This is a genomic window from Paraburkholderia sp. IW21, from assembly GCF_041321145.1.
In the GTDB taxonomy this organism is placed as follows: domain Bacteria; phylum Pseudomonadota; class Gammaproteobacteria; order Burkholderiales; family Burkholderiaceae; genus Paraburkholderia.
On the sequence record NZ_JBGGWA010000009.1, the window covers coordinates 192,423 to 209,372 of the forward strand.

Annotated in this window: 17 protein-coding genes; 6 read left to right on the forward strand and 11 right to left on the reverse strand. The window is 62.5% G+C overall.

Features of this window, described 5'->3' with window-relative positions:
• The first annotated feature begins 64 nt into the window (after positions 1 to 64).
• Positions 65 to 1,189 (forward strand): FUSC family protein, encoded by a 1,125-nt coding sequence (locus ACAX43_RS21835; RefSeq protein ID WP_370710499.1) that lies wholly within the window; start codon positions 65 to 67, stop codon positions 1,187 to 1,189.
• Between the two features lie 178 nt (positions 1,190 to 1,367).
• Here ACAX43_RS21835 and ACAX43_RS21840 read toward each other — a convergent pair whose 3' ends face one another.
• The 5 genes from ACAX43_RS21840 to ACAX43_RS21860 form a co-directional block, all read right to left on the reverse strand.
• Complete coding sequence (locus ACAX43_RS21840; RefSeq protein ID WP_370710500.1) at positions 1,368 to 1,784, reverse strand: VOC family protein; 417 nt, start codon at positions 1,782 to 1,784, stop codon at positions 1,368 to 1,370.
• Positions 1,785 to 2,012: 228 nt separating this feature from the next.
• Entirely contained in the window at positions 2,013 to 2,966 is a 954-nt protein-coding gene (gene tal / locus ACAX43_RS21845) for a transaldolase (protein WP_370710501.1), read from the reverse strand.
• A gap of 289 nt (positions 2,967 to 3,255) precedes the next feature.
• The gene (locus tag ACAX43_RS21850) at positions 3,256 to 4,476 is read right to left on the reverse strand and encodes a benzoate/H(+) symporter BenE family transporter (RefSeq protein WP_370710502.1); all 1,221 of its coding nucleotides are present in this window, start codon (positions 4,474 to 4,476) and stop codon (positions 3,256 to 3,258) included.
• A gap of 40 nt (positions 4,477 to 4,516) precedes the next feature.
• The gene (locus tag ACAX43_RS21855) at positions 4,517 to 5,692 is read right to left on the reverse strand and encodes a VWA domain-containing protein (RefSeq protein ID WP_370710503.1); all 1,176 of its coding nucleotides are present in this window, start codon (positions 5,690 to 5,692) and stop codon (positions 4,517 to 4,519) included.
• 49 nt (positions 5,693 to 5,741) lie between these two features.
• The gene (locus ACAX43_RS21860) at positions 5,742 to 6,584 is read right to left on the reverse strand and encodes an AAA family ATPase (protein ID WP_370710504.1); all 843 of its coding nucleotides are present in this window, start codon (positions 6,582 to 6,584) and stop codon (positions 5,742 to 5,744) included.
• Between the two features lie 439 nt (positions 6,585 to 7,023).
• Between ACAX43_RS21860 and ACAX43_RS21865 the strand changes: the two genes are divergently transcribed.
• Positions 7,024 to 7,392 carry a cytochrome c gene (locus tag ACAX43_RS21865; protein WP_370710505.1) on the forward strand — a complete coding sequence of 123 codons (369 nt, stop codon included), beginning with the start codon at positions 7,024 to 7,026 and terminating at the stop codon, positions 7,390 to 7,392.
• Between the two features lie 59 nt (positions 7,393 to 7,451).
• Complete coding sequence (locus ACAX43_RS21870; protein ID WP_370710506.1) at positions 7,452 to 7,835, forward strand: cytochrome c; 384 nt, start codon at positions 7,452 to 7,454, stop codon at positions 7,833 to 7,835.
• Positions 7,836 to 7,964: 129 nt separating this feature from the next.
• On the opposite strand, the gene ACAX43_RS21875 is transcribed toward ACAX43_RS21870, so the two are convergent.
• From ACAX43_RS21875 to rsxB, 3 genes are all read right to left on the reverse strand, one after another.
• Positions 7,965 to 8,399 (reverse strand): DUF1841 family protein, encoded by a 435-nt coding sequence (locus tag ACAX43_RS21875; protein ID WP_370710507.1) that lies wholly within the window; start codon positions 8,397 to 8,399, stop codon positions 7,965 to 7,967.
• An 85-nt stretch (positions 8,400 to 8,484) separates the two neighbouring features.
• On the reverse strand, positions 8,485 to 9,129 hold the full coding sequence (gene nth / locus ACAX43_RS21880; protein ID WP_370710508.1) for an endonuclease III: 645 nt from the start codon (positions 9,127 to 9,129) through the stop codon (positions 8,485 to 8,487).
• Between the two features lie 30 nt (positions 9,130 to 9,159).
• Positions 9,160 to 9,975 carry an electron transport complex subunit RsxB gene (gene rsxB, locus ACAX43_RS21885; protein WP_370710509.1) on the reverse strand — a complete coding sequence of 272 codons (816 nt, stop codon included), beginning with the start codon at positions 9,973 to 9,975 and terminating at the stop codon, positions 9,160 to 9,162.
• A 230-nt stretch (positions 9,976 to 10,205) separates the two neighbouring features.
• On the opposite strand from rsxB, the gene ACAX43_RS21890 reads away from it, so the two are divergent.
• Positions 10,206 to 10,838 carry a TetR family transcriptional regulator gene (locus ACAX43_RS21890; RefSeq protein ID WP_370710510.1) on the forward strand — a complete coding sequence of 211 codons (633 nt, stop codon included), beginning with the start codon at positions 10,206 to 10,208 and terminating at the stop codon, positions 10,836 to 10,838.
• 91 nt (positions 10,839 to 10,929) lie between these two features.
• Here the strand turns inward: ACAX43_RS21890 and ACAX43_RS21895 are convergent, their stop codons facing one another.
• Complete coding sequence (locus ACAX43_RS21895) at positions 10,930 to 12,207, reverse strand: polyhydroxyalkanoate depolymerase (RefSeq protein ID WP_370710511.1); 1,278 nt, start codon at positions 12,205 to 12,207, stop codon at positions 10,930 to 10,932.
• A gap of 180 nt (positions 12,208 to 12,387) precedes the next feature.
• Entirely contained in the window at positions 12,388 to 14,268 is a 1,881-nt protein-coding gene (locus ACAX43_RS21900) for a glycoside hydrolase family 15 protein (RefSeq protein ID WP_370710512.1), read from the reverse strand.
• 230 nt (positions 14,269 to 14,498) lie between these two features.
• Between ACAX43_RS21900 and ACAX43_RS21905 the strand changes: the two genes are divergently transcribed.
• Positions 14,499 to 14,744, forward strand: coding sequence for a hypothetical protein (locus ACAX43_RS21905; RefSeq protein WP_370710513.1), 246 nt, complete (start codon positions 14,499 to 14,501; stop codon positions 14,742 to 14,744).
• Positions 14,745 to 15,012: 268 nt separating this feature from the next.
• On the opposite strand, the gene ACAX43_RS21910 is transcribed toward ACAX43_RS21905, so the two are convergent.
• Complete coding sequence (locus ACAX43_RS21910) at positions 15,013 to 15,165, reverse strand: DUF3096 domain-containing protein (protein ID WP_370710514.1); 153 nt, start codon at positions 15,163 to 15,165, stop codon at positions 15,013 to 15,015.
• 246 nt (positions 15,166 to 15,411) lie between these two features.
• Between ACAX43_RS21910 and ACAX43_RS21915 the strand changes: the two genes are divergently transcribed.
• The gene (locus ACAX43_RS21915; protein WP_370710515.1) at positions 15,412 to 16,707 is read left to right on the forward strand and encodes a lactonase family protein; all 1,296 of its coding nucleotides are present in this window, start codon (positions 15,412 to 15,414) and stop codon (positions 16,705 to 16,707) included.
• Positions 16,708 to 16,950 lie beyond the last annotated feature (243 nt).

Genomic DNA, 16,950 nt, shown 5'->3' on the forward strand with positions numbered 1-16,950 from the left:
GTCTTTCGGGGGGACTCCAGGGCACGATAGCGGAATCGTCCTTCAAAGCGTCCGTCGCGCAGCCATGGCTTCTGCCGGTTCCCGCACTGTGATTACCCGCCGCTCGGCCATGAGCCGGATGGTGCGCGCGATCACGTCGCCGTACTACCGCTATCGCCACGCCAAGGTGTTACACAGCCTGCGCGTGGGCCTTGCGATGCTGGTGTCGATTCTTGCGACCACGGGTATCGACATTCCTCACGGCATCTGGTCCTCGGTGACGCTGCTGGTGGTGATCGGCGGCTTGCAGCACCACGGCAATATCCGCAAGAAGGCCGCGGATCGGGCGTTGGGGACGCTGCTGGGGGCATCGATCGGGCTTCTGCTGATCTTGCAGCAGAATCTGCTTGGCTCGCTGCCGCTCACCTATGTGCTGATGTCGATCGTGGCGGCGATCTGCGCATGGTTCGCGATCGGCTCGTCCGGCTATATCGGTCTGCTGACGGCGATCACAATGTGCATCGTCGCGGGCCATGGCGACAATCTGATCGACGTCGGCCTGTGGCGTACGCTGAACGTGCTGATCGGCATCGTGATCGCGCTGGCGTTTTCGTTCGCGTTGCCGCTACACGCGACTTATTCGTGGCGTTACGGGCTCGCCATCAATCTGCGCGCATGCGCGCAGATTTACACGCGCTTGCTGGAAGGCGAGACGATCAGCGAGGACGAGCAGGTCAAACGCTTCCTCGCGATCAACAAGCGGCTGGTTCAGTTGCGCTCGCTGATGCCTTCGGTCGCGAAGGAGATCGATGTGCCGCAGGCCACGCTCGAAGAGATCCAGCGGTTGCACCGCTCGGTGCTCAGTTCGCTGGAATTGCTGGCAACCGGTCCTTTGATGCGCGCGGATGCCGCAGCGCGCGCGGCGTATGCGCAGGAGTGCGGCGCCGAGGTGCGCGCCGTGCGCGGCATTCTGCTGGCGATGGCACGCGGCCTGCGCTTTGCCCGCGTGACGCACTTCGGCATTCCTGCCGCATCGCGGCTCGCCGACGTGCATGCCGGTGCGGCGATGAAACTGCCGCCCGACTTGCAGGGGCCGTATTGGCTCGGGCAGCGGCTCGCTGAACAGGTGGACCGGCTGCGCGCGTTGTTGCTGGAGACCGAGCCGAACTGGAATATCGAGCGGCATTCGCGGACGTTGCAGAAGGCTTAGCGTTGCGCGCCGGCCGAGTCCGCCGATGTGGCGGGCTGACCGGCTACGGCTACGGCTGCGAACTGCGCGGCAAGCGGCTACGGCTACGGCTACGGCTACGGCTACGGCTACGGCTACGGCTACGGCTACGGCTACAGAGCGACTGCGTCGGCAACCGCCACCACCAGGCGTGATGCCCTTAGGCGTCCGGCAGCGTCACCATCCAGGCGAGGCCGAAGCGGTCCACCAGCATCCCGAAGCCCTTGCTCCAGAACGTGGCCTGCCATGGCATCGTCACCGTGCCGCCGTCAGCCAGCGCGTTGAAATACTTCTCACCGGACGCGGCGTCGTCGGCCGTCAGCGACAGGCTGAAACCATTCATTGGAGCGGCATCGGGATCGCAGTGGCCGTCCGACGCCATCCAGTTCGTCGAACCGATTTTGATGGTGGCATGCATGATCTTGTCTTCGATACCGGGGCGCATCTGGCCCTGCGCCTCAGGTGGCGCCTCCTTGTAGCGCATCAGTAATAACACTTCCGCGCCGAGTTTCTCGCTGTAATACTTGAGCGCTTCTTCGCAACGGCCGTTGAAAAACACGTAGGGCTGAACGTACATGATCGTCTCCCGGAATGTGGGTCAGTGGCGCTCCGTTCCTTCGACAAACCGTATCGAGGAAACGAGCGTGCAGAAGATTGTAGTCGTCCGTGCGACCGCGATTGTGACATTGTGTCGATCGCTGGGCGCGGCGGCGCTTGCGGCCTCGAAGCTGCCCGGGTAAACGGCATGCGGCCCTGAACCGAAAGGCTCAGGGCCGCACACTTAAGCTAAACGGAAACGGCTTTTTTAACGCAGCGCTTCGATCAGCTTTTCCAGCTTCACAGCATCCGCAGCGAACGCACGGATGCCTTCGGCGAGCTTTTCGGTCGCCATGGCTTCGTCGTTGACCAGGAAACGGAACGACGATTCGTCGACCGGCACGCGTTCGATGTCGACACCCGTGGCGATTTCCGGCGACAGCTTGCGCTCGATCTTTTCGGTGCTCTCGTGCAGCTTTTGCAGCAGATCCGGGCTGATGGTCAGCAGATCGCAGCCCGCCAGTTCCAGAATCTGGCCGGTGGAGCGGAAGCTCGCGCCCATCACCTCGGTCTTGTAGCCGAATTTCTTGTAGTACGCGTAAATGCGGCGCACCGATTTGACGCCCGGATCGTTGGCGCCGCCGTCTTTCGCTTCGTCCCACGCGCTGCCGGCGTTCTTCTTGTACCAGTCGTAGATGCGGCCAACGAACGGCGAAATCAGTTGCGCGCCGGCTTCGGCACAGGCTGCGGCCTGCGCGAGCGAAAACAGCAGCGTCATGTTGCAGTGGATGCCTTCCTTTTGCAGCACCTCGGCCGCGCGGACGCCCTCCCACGTGGAGGCCAGCTTGATCAGCACGCGTTCGCGGCCGATGCCGTGCTCTTTGTACAGGGCGATCAGCTCACGGCCCTTGGCGATCGACGCTTCGGTATCGAACGACAGGCGCGCGTCCACTTCGGTCGACACACGGCCCGGGATGATCTTGAGGATTTCGGTGCCGAACGCGATCAGCAACTGGTCGATGACCGCGGCGACCGGCTTCGACGCGTGTGCTTTCACGGTTTTTTCGAGCAGCGGCCGGTAGTCGTCTTTCTGCACCGCCTTCAGAATCAGCGACGGATTGGTGGTCGCGTCCTGCGGCTTGTACTGGGCAAGCTGCTGGAAGTCGCCGGTATCGGCCACGACGGTGGTGTATTGCTTGAGTTGATCGAGTGCGGTTGTCATGTTCGAGCCTTCATGGCGCGCGTGCGCCTTGGTTCAGGAGAAATGAGATCGCCACCGGGCGGAACAGGCAAACCAGTTCCGGCGGCCACGGGTCACGCTGCAACGTTCGCCCGCCATGTTGCCGGGAAACGCTGCCGGATGCTTCTATTCTATGGCGGATCGCCTGATGCAGTATTGACACTTGTTCCCGGTGCTCCGTTCACACGGATTTGGGGCGACGATTTCCGGTGTCGAGCCGCCGCCCCAATCTGCCGTCGACGAATTGTCGCCTGCAATTATTCCCGACGCTTCACGCGCGCCGGGCGTTCAGCACCAGTTGCGTCAGCACGCCCGCCACCAGCCCCCAGAACGCCGAGCCGATCGATAGCAGGGTGAGACCTGAGGCCGTCACCATGAACGTCACCAGCGCCGCCTCGCGCTGCTTCGTGTCCTGCATCGCGTTGGCGAGACCGCTCATGATCGAGCCGAACAGGGCGAGCGCCGCGACGGAGACCACCAGTGCCTTCGGCAAAGCGGCGAACAGAGCGGCGATAGTCGCGCCGAAAATCCCCGCGATCAGATAGAAAATGCCGCACCAGACGGCGGCGGTATAACGCTTGTCGTGGTTTTCATGCGCTTCGGGGCCGGTGCAGATCGCTGCCGTGATCGCCGCAAGATTGATGCCGTGCGAACCGAACGGCGCGAGCAGCAGCGAGGCGATGCCGGTCGTCGAGATCAGTGGCGCGGAAGGTGTGGTGTAGCCGTCGGCGCGCAGCACGGCGATGCCCGGCACGTTCTGCGACGCCATCGCCACGACGAAAAGCGGAATGCCGATGCTGACGCTTGCCGCGACCGAAAACGCCGGCATCGTGAACACCGGGTGTGCGAGCGCGACGTGAAAGCGGCTGAAGTCGAGCAGCCCGAGCCCACCGGCGGCCGCCGTGCCGACGATCAGCGTCGTCACGATCGCATAGCGCGGCGCGAGGCGCTTGACGATCAGATAGGTGAAGAACATGGTCAGCACGAGCGCGGTCTGGAATTGCGCCGCGTGGAAAATCTCGATGCCGATCTCGAACAGGATCCCCGCCAGCAACGCTGAGGCGATGCCCGCCGGGATTTTCTTCATTAGCGTATCGAACCAGCCGGTCAGACCGACCACCGTCAACAACACCGCGCAGACGACGAAGGCGCCGATCGCCTCCGGGTAAGCCACATGCGGCAGCGACGACACCAGCAGCGCTGCGCCCGGCGTCGACCATGCAATCACGATCGGCGCGCGAAAGCGCAACGAAAGGCCGATCGTGCAGACCGCCATGCCGATCGACAACGCCCAGATCCACGACGAAATCTGCGCGTCGGTGAGATGCGCGGCCTGGCCCGCCTGGAACATCAGGACGAGCGAACTGGTGTAGCCCGTCATCATCGCGACGAAGCCGGCGACGATGGCGGACAGCGAAGTGTCGGCGAATGGGTTGAGACGCCGGCTCTGTGCGCGGGCAGGGGACAAATCGGGCGATGAAGACGGGCTCATGCAGATGCTTTCTTATAGTTGGGGGTAACGCGTGACCTGATTACTTGCTCAACATGCGCATCGCGGTTTCGAGGCCGGCGAGCGTGAGCGGATACATGCGGTGGCCGAGCACTTCGCGGATCGCGCTGACCGACTGCCGGTATGCCCACAAGCCTTCCGGCTCCGGATTCAGCCACGCATGATGCGGGAAATGGTCGGCAAGCCGGCGCAGCCACACCGCGCCGGCTTCGGCGTTGTTGTATTCGACCGAGCCGCCGGGCTGCAGCACTTCGTACGGGCTCATGGTCGCATCGCCGACGAAGATCAGCTTGTAGTCGGGCGTGAACTTGTGCAGCACGTCCCACGTCGGCATGCGCTCGGCGTGACGGCGGCGGTTGTTCTTCCATAGGAAGTCGTACACGCAGTTGTGGAAGTAATAAAACTCGAGATGCTTGAACTCCGCCTTGGCGGCGGAAAAGAGCTCTTCGGTGCGCTTGATGTGATCGTCCATCGAGCCGCCCACGTCGAGCAGCATCAGCACTTTCACCTTGTTGTGCCGCTCGGGCACCATCTTGAGGTCGAGCCAGCCGGCGTTCGCGGCGGTGCTGCGGATCGTGTCGGGCAGATCGAGTTCTTCGGCCGCGCCTTCGCGGGCGAAACGGCGCAAGCGGCGCAGCGCGATCTTGATGTTGCGCGTGCCGATTTCGACCTGGTCGTCGTAGTCGCGATAGGCGCGCGCTTCCCACACCTTCACCGCCGTGCGATTGCCCGCCGCGTCGCCGCCGATGCGCACGCCCTCCGGGTTATAACCGCCGTTGCCGAACGGCGACGTGCCGCCCGTGCCGATCCATTTGCTGCCGCCTTCGTGGCGCTCTTTCTGTTCGTCGAACAGTTCCTTGAGGCGCTCCATCAGCTTGTCGAGGCCGCCCATCGCTTCGATCTGCGCTTTTTCTTCCGGCGACAGGTCGCGTTGCAGCTTCTTCTTCAGCCAGTCGAGCGGAACGTCGAAGGCGAGCTCCGAGGCTTTCGCGGCGCCGTTGAAATACGCACCGAACGCCTGGTCGAACTTGTCGAAATACTGCTCGTCCTTGACCAGCGTGATGCGGGCGAGATAGTAGAACTCGTCGAGCGACGGCGCGATCACGTTGGCTTTCAGCGCCTCGAGCAGCGTCAGGTATTCCTTCACCGACACCGGCAGCTTGGCGGCGCGCAGCGAGTAGAAGAAGTCGATCAGCATGCTGTGTCCTTCGCGGCTGGGGCGCGCATCAACCGGGTATCAACGCGTTTCAACGGTTATTGCGGTTCATGAAGATCAGCCGCTCGAACAGGCTCACGTCCTGTTCGTTCTTCAAGAGCGCGCCGTGCAGCGGCGGGATGATCTGCTTCTGGTCGGAAGAGCGCAGCGCTTCGGGCGGGATGTCCTCGGCGAGCAGCAGTTTCAGCCAGTCGAGCAGTTCCGACGTGGACGGCTTCTTCTTCAGACCGGCGACGTTGCGTAATTCGAAGAAGCTCTGCATCGCCGCGGCGAGCAGTTCCTTCTTGATGCCGGGGTAGTGCACCTCGACGATCTGCTGCATCGTCACCGGCTCGGGGAATTTGATGTAGTGGAAAAAGCAGCGGCGCAGGAACGCGTCGGGCAGCTCCTTCTCGTTGTTCGACGTGATGATCACGAGCGGGCGCTGTTTCGCGCGAATCAGCTCGTGGGTCTCGTACACGTAGAACTCCATGCGGTCGAGTTCGCGCAGCAGGTCGTTGGGGAATTCGATGTCGGCCTTGTCGATCTCGTCGATCAGGAGCACCGTTTGCTCGTCCGACTCGAACGCCTGCCACAGCACGCCTTTGACGATGTAGTTGCGGATGTCCTTGACGCGCTCGTCGCCGAGTTGCGAATCGCGCAGTCGCGACACCGCGTCGTACTCGTATAAGCCCTGCTGAGCCTTGGTGGTGGACTTGATGTGCCACTGCAGAAGCGGCATGCCGAGCGCGGCGGCGACCTCTTCGGCGAGCATGGTTTTGCCGGTGCCGGGTTCACCCTTGATGAGCAACGGGCGCTTCAGCGTCATCGCGGCGTTGACCGCGAGCTTGAGGTCGTCGGTGGCGACGTACTGCGATGAGCCTTCGAAACGCATGGCGAGATGCTCTTTTTTGGGAAAAAACCCAGTATAAGTCAGAAGGCCTGTTGCGCTGAAACGGGCTCGCGTAAGGTGTCACCCGCGGTGTCGGACGCGGTGTCGGACGCGGTGGCTGACCGCCAGGCGGCGCTCGCGAGCGGCCCGTATGCCCGTCCGGCGGGCCCGGTGGGCGGGCGCGCCGGACGTTGCGGGCAAGTCCGGCCGGCGCGCGGTGGTTGGCGCCAAGCCATGCGGAACCGGTGCGGCGGAGCAAAATGGCGCTAGCCGTGGCTTTGCGGCAGCGGGATGCGCCACTGCCCCGCGCGGTGGACGTTTGGCGCGGCGGCGCGGTACAATTAGCCCGATTTTTTTGGCCTGCGTGGCTACCCTATAAGAATAACGGCGCGGGCCGTTGCCTTTTCGGGCGCCCGTTTCCCCTCAAGCCAGGTTACATGCTATGAATAAATTCGTCGGCAAACACGTCGTGATCGCAGCGCTGTCGGTGCTCGCGGGCTATGCGGCCAGTGTGCAGGCAGCGGATGTCGTCGGCAACGCGAAGGCGGGCCAAGGCAAGGTCGCGATGTGTATTGGCTGCCACGGCATCCCTGAATACCGCACGGCTTACCCCGAGGTCTACCGCGTACCGAAGCTCGGCGGTCAGAATCAGGCGTACCTCGAGAACGCCATGCACGGCTACAAGAAGGGCGACCGCCATTTCGAAACGATGCGCGCGATCACCACGTCGCTGTCGGATCAGGACATCGCCGACATCGCCGCCTACTACGCAGCGCAAAATGCCTCTTCGAAGAGCAATCCCGACAAGTGATCGGCTGCGGTCATCCGTCCGGTCACTCGGTTATTTATATTCGCGGGATAGGAGAATTCATGAATAAGCCCCAACAGGCACTCCACACGGTGTTCAAGGCTGCATGCGCGTCGGCGGCAGTCATCGGTCTGGTTGCAGCGAACGTCGCGCACGCCGCTGACGCCGGCAACGGCAAGGTGCTGGTCGGCAACCACAACTGCGCGGCTTGCCACGGCGCCAACCTGAACAATCCGGTGAGCCCGGAATATCCGAAGCTCGCCGGTCAGCATTCCGATTACGTCTACTGGGCGCTGCGCCAGTATCAGATGGGCAACGGTAACCCGCACCTCGGCCGCAACAATGCGATCATGCAGGCGCAGGTGCAAAGCCTGTCGCCAAGCGACATGAAGGACATCGCGGCCTACGTCGAATCGCTGAATGGCGATCTGGTGCAGAAGAAATAACAGCGTCGCGCTGTTTTTGGATTGAACAACACCCTGCTTCGGCGGGGTGTTGTGCTTTGTGGGCTCGGGTTTGTTTTGCGCGGCGGCTGTGGGCGGCCATGTTCACCGCGCTTAGTCCCGGCGGTGCCTTCAGTCCCGCGTGGCGCGCCGCTCAATACGCTGCAAATACGCGTCCGTGTCCGGCGGTGTGCCGGTGCGCTGTGCTTCCCAGATGGTTTCGCCGAGGCAGTCCATGATCGCGTGCTGCGCCTCGTGGGTCGAACCGAGGCGCCCGGCGAGGCGCTCGTGAGCGGCTCGGATGCCCGGCGGCTGATCGATCGACAACTGTTCGGTGATCGCCAGATGCATGGACAGATGCAGGAACGGGTTGGTCTGGCCGCGTTCGGGCGAGTAGTCCTCGGCTTGAGCGGCTTCCGTATTGGTCAGATCGGCGTGATATTCAGGGTGCTCGACGATCCAGTCGGCGGCGATCGCCTCCAGCGGCGTCAAAATTTCGCCTTGGCGCTGCTTGCGCCAGGTGTCGGTGAAGAAGAGGCGGACTTCGTCGCGGCTGGGATTGAACATCGTGGGACCGGTGCGGTTAGTTTGAGGCGGGCTTGCTGGCGACATTTTACGCCGGGTAGCGTGGCTTGCTGGCGGCGCCGGTCGTTCAAAGATCCGGGGGCGGTGTCTTCGGGCGGAACTCGCACAATGGCTCGATCGCGCAATGCCAGCATTCCGGCCGGCGCGCCTTGCAGACATAGCGGCCATGCAGAATCAGCCAATGGTGCGCATCCTGCTTGAACTCGGCGGGCGTGAATTTCTCCAGCGCCGCTTCGACCGCGCGCACGTCCTTGCCGGGCGCGAGGCCGGTTCGATTGGCAACCCGAAAGATGTGCGTATCGACGGCGATGGTCGGATGACCGAACGCCGTATTCAAGATCACGTTCGCCGTTTTACGGCCCACGCCCGGCAGGCTTTCCAGTGCTTCACGGTCTTCCGGCACTTCACCGCCGTACTGGTCGAGCAGAATGCGGCAGGTCGCGATCACATTCTTCGCCTTGGTCCGGTAGAGGCCAATCGTCTTGACGTAGCCGGCGACGCCTTCCTCGCCGAGATCGAAGACCTTCTGCGGCGTGTTCGCGACCGGGAACATCTTGCGCATCGCCTTGTTCACCGACACGTCGGTGGCCTGCGCCGACAGCAGCACGGCAATCAGCAGTTCGAACGGTGTGGTGTACTCGAGTTCGGTTGTGGGATGCGGGTTGAGACTCTGAAGCGTCTCGTAGATGGCGCGGCGTTTGTTCGCGTTCATGCGGAGCGTGCAGGTACGTGCATGTGGGGGTTAGCGCTTGGTGGAGGGCGTCTCGGCGTCGCCCGCGGCGAGTCCGAGACGGCGGCGGCGTGCTTCGGCGGCGTCGATCTGCGCCTGCACGTCGGCGGTAACGCGGTCAGTGTTGAGCGGCCCTTGGCCTTTGGCGGCCAGCTCTTCTTTCTTCTGGCGCGCGCGCTCCAACGCAGCCTGGATGATCGCGCGTTTTTTCGCTTCGGCGTCGTCTGCTGCGGGCGTTGCCGGGGTACTCGTCGCCGTCACTTGAGCGGGCGTGCTGCTGAGCGCTCGCCGCGCTGCAGCACGCGCTTCGGCCGCTTCGCGTTCGCGTGCAAGCCGGGCTTCACGCCGGTTGTGGCGCTCGCGCGCGGCGTCCGCCTGGTGCTGGCTCCAGGCGTCCCAGCCGGTTGCTTCACCCGTGACCGGCGGCATTGCAATACAGTCGACCGGGCACGGCGGCACGCACAGGTCGCAACCGGTGCAGAGTTCGGCGATCACCGTATGCATCTGTTTCGGTGCGCCAACGATTGCATCGACAGGACATGCTTGCATGCACAACGTGCAGCCGATGCAAACGTGTTCGTCGATAACCGCCAATGGACGCGCCCGTTCGACGCCGTTGGCGGAATTGAGCGGGATCACCGGCCGGCCGAGCAACGCGGCGAGGCGCGCGATGCCTTCGGCACCGCCCGGCGGGCACTGGTTGTAGTTCGCCTCGCCACTGGCGACGGCTTCGGCATACGGACGGCACGCCGGATAGCCGCACTTCGTGCATTGCGTTTGGGGCAGCAGATCCTCGATGCGATCTGCGAGTGTTCTGGAATCGGTCACGGTCACAACGTGGGAGCTTGCCTTGCGGCCGCGTAGCTTGAACTAAATAGCACATTATCGCCGATTTCCCCAATTGCCATCCGCAATCCATGTGCCATAATCAAAGCGCTTTTTCGAAAGACCGCATAAGGGTGTTCCCCCAACCAGCCCGTTCAGTGCTGTCGGTGCAAGGCCCGAGGAGAGGCCGGCGGTGCGATCCGGATAACGCGGCTCACGAAGACGATGCCACCATGAATCAGCCGAAAATCAAAAGAGATCCTGAAGGCACGCGGCGCCGCATTCTGCTTGCGGCGGCCGAAGAGTTTGCAAATGGAGGGTTGTTCGGCGCGCGCGTCGACCAGATCGCCCGCCGCGCGGAAACTAATGAACGCATGCTCTATTACTACTTCGGTAGCAAGGAGCAACTTTTCACTGCTGTACTCGAGCACGCATTCAGCGCGCTCAATGAAGCGGAGCGAACGCTCGAACTGAACGGTGTCGCGCCGGTCGAGGCTGTCACTCGCCTTGCGCATTTTGTTTGGGATTACTATCGCGATCATCCCGAGTTGCTGCGTCTCATCAATAACGAGAATCTGCATGAGGCACGCTACATGCAGAAGTCCACGCGCATCCGTGAAATGATCTCGCCGATCGTCGCCACGCTCGGCGGCATTCTGGAGCGTGGCCAACGCGCGGGGCTGTTTCGCACCAACGTCGATCCGCTGCGCTTTTACGTGACCCTGTCCGGCATGGGCTACTACATCGTGTCGAACCGCTTCACGCTCGAAGCGACACTTGGCCGCGATTTCAGCGGTGCCAGCGAACGCAGTGAGGTCGTCCAGATGAACACCGAGCTGCTGCTTGCGTATCTGCTGCGAAAATAAGCCGCGGCGCAACGCCGCTTAGAAGCAGGCGGATCTTCAGAAACGACAACGGCCTCTGGAGAGGCCGTTGTTGCTATTTGTGCCGCGGTGCTCAGGCTTCGACTTTTTCCTTCGCTACCTTCGACGCCTTATTGTGCTCGAGGATAAAGTCGCGCAACTGCGGATAGATGATGGTGCGCCAGCGCCGGCCCGAGAAAATGCCGTAGTGGCCGCATTTTTCCGCGGTGAAGTGACGCTTGTCCTTCTCCGGAATGCCGCTGCACAACTCTTGCGCGGCGAATGTCTGGCCGTCGCCGGAGATATCGTCCAGCTCGCCTTCGATCGTGAAGAGGGCGGTCTTCTTGATGTCCTGCGGACGCACCCGTTCGCCTGCGACGTCCCACGTGCCATCGGCAAGACGGAACTCCTGGAACACCACGCGGATCGTGTCGAGGTAATAGTCGGCGTCCATGTCGAGCACGGCGTTGTACTCGTCGTAGAAGCGGCGATGCGCTTCCGCGTCGTCTTCGTCGCCGCGCAGGAGGCTCTGGTAATAGTCCCAGTGCGAGGCTGCGTGCCGCTCCGGATTCATCGCGACAAAACCGGTGTGTTGCAGAAAGCCCGGGTAAACCTTGCGGCCCACACCGGGATAGTTCGGGGGCACCGTGAAGATCACGTTGTTTTCGAACCATTCATACGAGTGCTGCGTGGCAAGCGAGTTGACCGATGTCGGGCTCTTACGCGCGTCGATCGGGCCGCCCATCATCGTCATGGTGCGCGGCGTGTCTTCGCCGCGGCTCGCCAACAGCGAAATGGCGGCAAGCACCGGCACGGTGGGCTGGCACACGGAGATCACATGCAGATTCTTCGCGCCGATGTGGCGGATGAATTCCTGGATGTAGGCGACGTAGTCGTCGAGGTGAAACTCGCCTTCCTCGAGCGGCACCATGCGTGCGTCGATCCAGTCGGTGAGGTACACCTTGTGGTCTTGCAGCAACGTGCGCACGGTATCGCGCAGCAGCGTGGCGTGGTGGCCGGACAACGGTGCGCACACCAGCACGACCGGCTCATCTTTCAATTGGGTAACAGCGTCGCTGTCGTCGGCGAAACGCTTGAAGCGCATCAGGCGGCAAAACGGCTTTTCGATGATCGCTTGTTCGATGATCGGAATGTTGTGGCCGTCTTTGACAATCTGATGAAGGTTGAACTCAGGCTTTTCGTAATCTTTACCAAGCCGGTAAAGCAACTCGTAACCCGCTGAGAGGCGCGTGGCGCCGGGCACGTAAGCCAATGGGCTGGCGGGATTCGCGAACGATTTCGACGCGGCCTGAGCCCAGGCGGTGAGCGGGCTCAACATCGCCCGCTGGAATTCATGCAACTGGTAGAGCATAGGTGCTCCGTTTTTAAGCGGTTCGCATGGGGCTTCGCAAACACGCGTGTGGCGTTGCGGCAGGCCGTATTGGTTGTAGGCACATTGATTTTCGGCCAACAGTCTAGTCGATCATATCGAACTAAGCGTACTTGTGCAATGCAGCAATTGCGCGCAGGCTTCACGCAAACTGTCACTAAATCATGGTACTGGCGAGGTTGCCGCGCCGCTATCGGGGGTTGCCGCAGCCTTCAGTTCTTCTTCCGTGGTGCCGTTATGGGGCGGCTGTCCCGTTGCTTGCGCCATCGCCTGTTCGTGCTTCATCAGGTTGAGGCCGGTGTGCACCAGCGCCACATGCGAAAACGCCTGCGGGAAGTTGCCGACCAGGCGTTTCGCCAGGGGATCGTATTCTTCCGCGAGCAGACCGACGTCATTGCAGAGGCCAAGCAATCGTTCATACATTGCAACGGCTTCATCGATGCGCCCCTGCAAAGCCAAGTTGTCCACCATCCAGAACGAACACGCAAGAAAGGTGCCTTCCCCGGGCGGCAGGCCGTCGTCGTATTCGGTGGTGCGGTAACGCATCACGAAGCCGTCGTGCATCAAGTCTTTTTCGATCGCCGCCACGGTGCCTTTGATGCGCGGATCGTTCGGCGGCAGGAAGCCGACCAGCGGCAGGAGCAGCACGCTGGCATCGAGCTGGTCGCTGCCGTAGAACTGGGAAAACGCATTCAGCGTCGGATTCCAGGCCTTCGCGCAGACTTCCGCGTGGATTTTCGCGCGGGTCGCGCGCCATTCGTCGAGCGGGCCTTCCAGCTTGAACATCTCGGCCGACTGAATCGCACGGTCGAAGGCAACCCACGCCATGACCTTCGAGAATGTGAAGTGCTGGCGGCCGCCGCGTGTTTCCCAGATGCCTTCGTCCGGCTCTTCCCAGATCGTGTCGAGATGGCCGAGCAGCGCGCGCTGCACGTTCCACGCGGTGTCGTCCGCCTGCAGGCCGCCCACGCGCGCAAGATGCAGCGCGTTCATCACTTCGCCATAGACGTCGAGCTGGCGCTGGCCGACCGCGTTGTTGCCGATCCGCACCGGTTTGGCGTCCTGATAGCCGGGCAGCCAGTCGATTTCGGACTCGGGCAGGCGCCGCTCGCCAGCGATCCCGTACATGATCTGCAACTGATCCGGCGCACCGGCCATCACGCGGCCGAGCCAGCTGCGCCACGCGCGCGCTTCGTCGTAATAGCCGCCGCGCATCATCGCGAGCAATGTGATGGTGGCGTCGCGCAGCCAGCAGTAGCGGTAATCCCAGTTGCGCATGCCGCCCAGCTGTTCCGGCAGCGAGGTGGTGGGCGCGGCGACGATGCCGCCGGTCGGCTCGTACGCGAGTGCCTTCAGCGTAATCAGCGAGCGGCGGATCTGCGCGGCCCATTTGCCTTTGACCGTGCTGCGCGCCGACCATTCGAGCCAATGGTTCTCGGTGCGCGCGAGCGACGTGTGCGGATCGCGGCCCGGTGGAATGCGCAGATGCGAGGCGGCATACGCCAGCGAAAACGGTACGCGCTCGCCTTCGCTCACGGTGAAATCGGCGACGGTCTTCATATCCTCGCCGCGCAAGTCGACCGGTGTGCGCAGCACCGCGGTGTCCGGTCCGACGATCGCCTTGATGCCGCTGTCATGCTTCAGGCGGTCGACCCATGGAATCGAAAAACCGTAGTCGAAGCGCAGCACCAATTCCATCCGCATGCGCACCGTGCCGCGTTTGCCGACCACGATCCGCACCATCTCCGACCAGCCGTTGCCCGGCGGCATGAAGTCGATCAGCGTGACCGCGCCCTCGGGCGTTTCGAAATCGGTCTCGAGGATCAGGGTTTCGCCGCGATAACGACGCGTGACTGTCGGCGGTGTATCGGAGACCGGCGAGATCAGCCAGCGGCCGTTGGCGGGCGTGCCGAGCAGGGCGGCGAAGCAGGCGCCGGAGTCGAAGCGCGGCCAGCAGAGCCAGTCGACGGAACCTTCGCGGGAGATGAGCGCGGCCGTGTGGCCGTCGCCGATGAGCGCATAGTCTTCGATGAGTGCGGGCATGGAGGAGCGTGTCTGTTTTACGCGCGGCGAAGGCCGCCGCGCTTGGGGTCGTTGTTATTACCGGACTCGCGCGCGGTACTTTGGTTCAGCACGCAATGCGGCAAAACGCGGGTTGGTAATTGTCAAATCACTACCTACAATCGGTTGTTAAGCCGATGCGTGGAGCCCTCCGGATCATGGCCCGCCTTGGCTCCCGGCGCGTGCAGACGCCGTTTTCGAGGACCGAAGCTATGCTGAACCCGTCGAAATCCGATTGCATCACGATTCTCTCGGCCGCCAGCGAACTCGCCGGCGATTCGATGTTGCCGCTCGATCATGGCCGGCTGGGCCTGAGCCGTAATGGCATGCTGGCCGCGGCGGCCTTTCTGATCGAACGGGCCTGCTTCCGGCGTCATCAGGAAGGTGACGGCCATTATGCCGTCGGCGCACTGTCGTTGCAGGGGCGCCTGCGGCTCGATCAGCTTTCGAACGGCTGACCGTTCGCTGCCCGGCACGCGCCGCGCGCGTCTGACGCTGCCATGCGTCCGGCGCGCACGCTGCTGCGTTTGCATCGTGCATCGTTGCTCCGTTTCGCTTCGCCGCTCAGTTGCGCTGCTTCGCCGCGCCGCGCGGTGCTCACCACGGCTACGGTCAATTCACGTGCCGGTGCTCACGCCGCCTGTCCGCGTTCCTGCGGGACGGCGCCGGGCGTGTACTGCGCCCGGTCGCGCGTCCCTTCTTGCTGCTTTGCTATTGCTGCCGCGCTTAGAAGTGCGTCGACCCCACGCCGAAGATCCCAATGATGCCGATGATGATCAGATAGAGCGCGACGATGTAGTTCAACAGGCGCGGCATGACGAGAATCAGAATACCGGCGATCAACGAAACCAGCGGGCCCAACGCGAGTGTGACGTTCATGAAGACTCCGTAGTGTGAGATGCGTGAGACGCGATTGAAAAAACGCCCCGCGAGGCGGGACAATTGCTACACATGCAGCCGGCACGTGGCCCCGCCGAAACGCGGCTCGGCCAAATGCCGGCTGCCGTATTCGCTGCATGATCCGACGCAACGCTTTTATACTTGCCTCGATAAAACAACTCGACAGACTGCGCGGCAGACCAGAGACACCACTACAAACCGAATAACCGATGTCCAGGAGGTCATATGCTTCGTAGTCACCGGACCGCAGTGCCTGCCGTTTCAAGCTTTCTTGTTCCTTCTGCTTCTGGATCCACGTCATGGCGCGCTGGACGACCCGCTCCACTGCGCTCCGCCCGCTCGATAATAAAAGGTTTCGTGCTCATGGTCTCGATTGTTGCTTCGCATGCGTTTGCGCAAGATTCCGGCCCGGCTCCCGCCGACGGCGTCTATGACATGCTGGTCGGCACGTATACCGGCGGCAGGAGCGAGGGGCTGTATGTCTATCGCTTCGACACGACGACAGGCGAAGCGACCCGCGTGTCGGTCGCGCAGACGGTCAACCCGTCCTACCTCGTGGTGAGCCGCGACCGCCGCTTCGTCTATGCGGTCAACGAATTGCCGGGCGACAACGGCCCCGCCACGCAGCGCGGCGGCATTAGCGCGTTTCGCTTCGACGCCGCGAGCGGCCAGCTGACTTTCCTCAACAAGGTCTCCTCGGACGGCAACGATCCGTGCTATCTCAGCCTCTCGCCGGACGGCAAATATCTGCTGACCGCGAACTACTCGGTGGCGGCCGATCCAGGCGGCAGCTTCGCCGTGTTCCCGTTGCAGGCGGACGGCCAGGTGGGCGCGTCGGTGCTCACGGTGCATCATGAAGGCGGCGGTCCGGTGAAGGGGCGTCAGGACAACTCGCACGTTCATTCCACCGTGTTCTCGCCTGACGGCCACTACCTGTTCGCGCAAGACCTGGGCGCCGACAAGCTGTACTCGTATCGCTACACGCCTGACGGCAGCCGCGGCCTGTTCGGCCCGACCGATTGGCGCTACACCCAGGAGAAAGCGGGTACGGGCCCGCGCCATCTGGTGTTCGGCGCGGACGGCAAGCATGCGTATCTGACGAGCGAACTGGTCGGCACGGTCAGCACCTTCAACTACGACGACGGCAAGCTCACGCAGGTGCAGACGCTTTCGCTGACGGAGCCTGGCTTCAAGGGCGCGGTGGGCGGCTCGGCGATTCATTTGGCGCCGGACGGGCGCTTCCTTTACGCATCGAATCGCGGCGACGCGAACGATATCGTGATCTTCTCGGTCGATCCCACCAACGGTCATCTGAAGAAGATCGGGCACCAGTCGAGCCTCGGCAAGTCGCCGCGTGAATTCGCGATCGACCCGACCGGCAACTGGCTGATCGTCGGCAATCAGAACAGCGGCACGGTGTATGTGTTCAAGCGCGATCAGCAAAGCGGGCTGCTCGAAGCGAATCCGAAGCGGATCGAGATCGACTCACCGGTGGACTTCAAGCTGGTGTCGCCGTCGTGAGGGGAGCTTGGGGCGGGTGATTTGAATGTGCGATCCACGCCCGTCTCTGTGTCTTTGATGGCTCGATCAAGCAGGACTTTTTAATGTCCTGCAACGAGCGGTCGTGGGCCTCGGTGAATGTGACGCTGTTCCTTCGTTCCTGCTAAAAGCCACAGACTGACACCGACGCAATCAGATTTTTCGGAATTGTCGGATTCAAAAACATTTCACTCTCCTTAAAAATGCTTTCGCCTTCATTGGCGA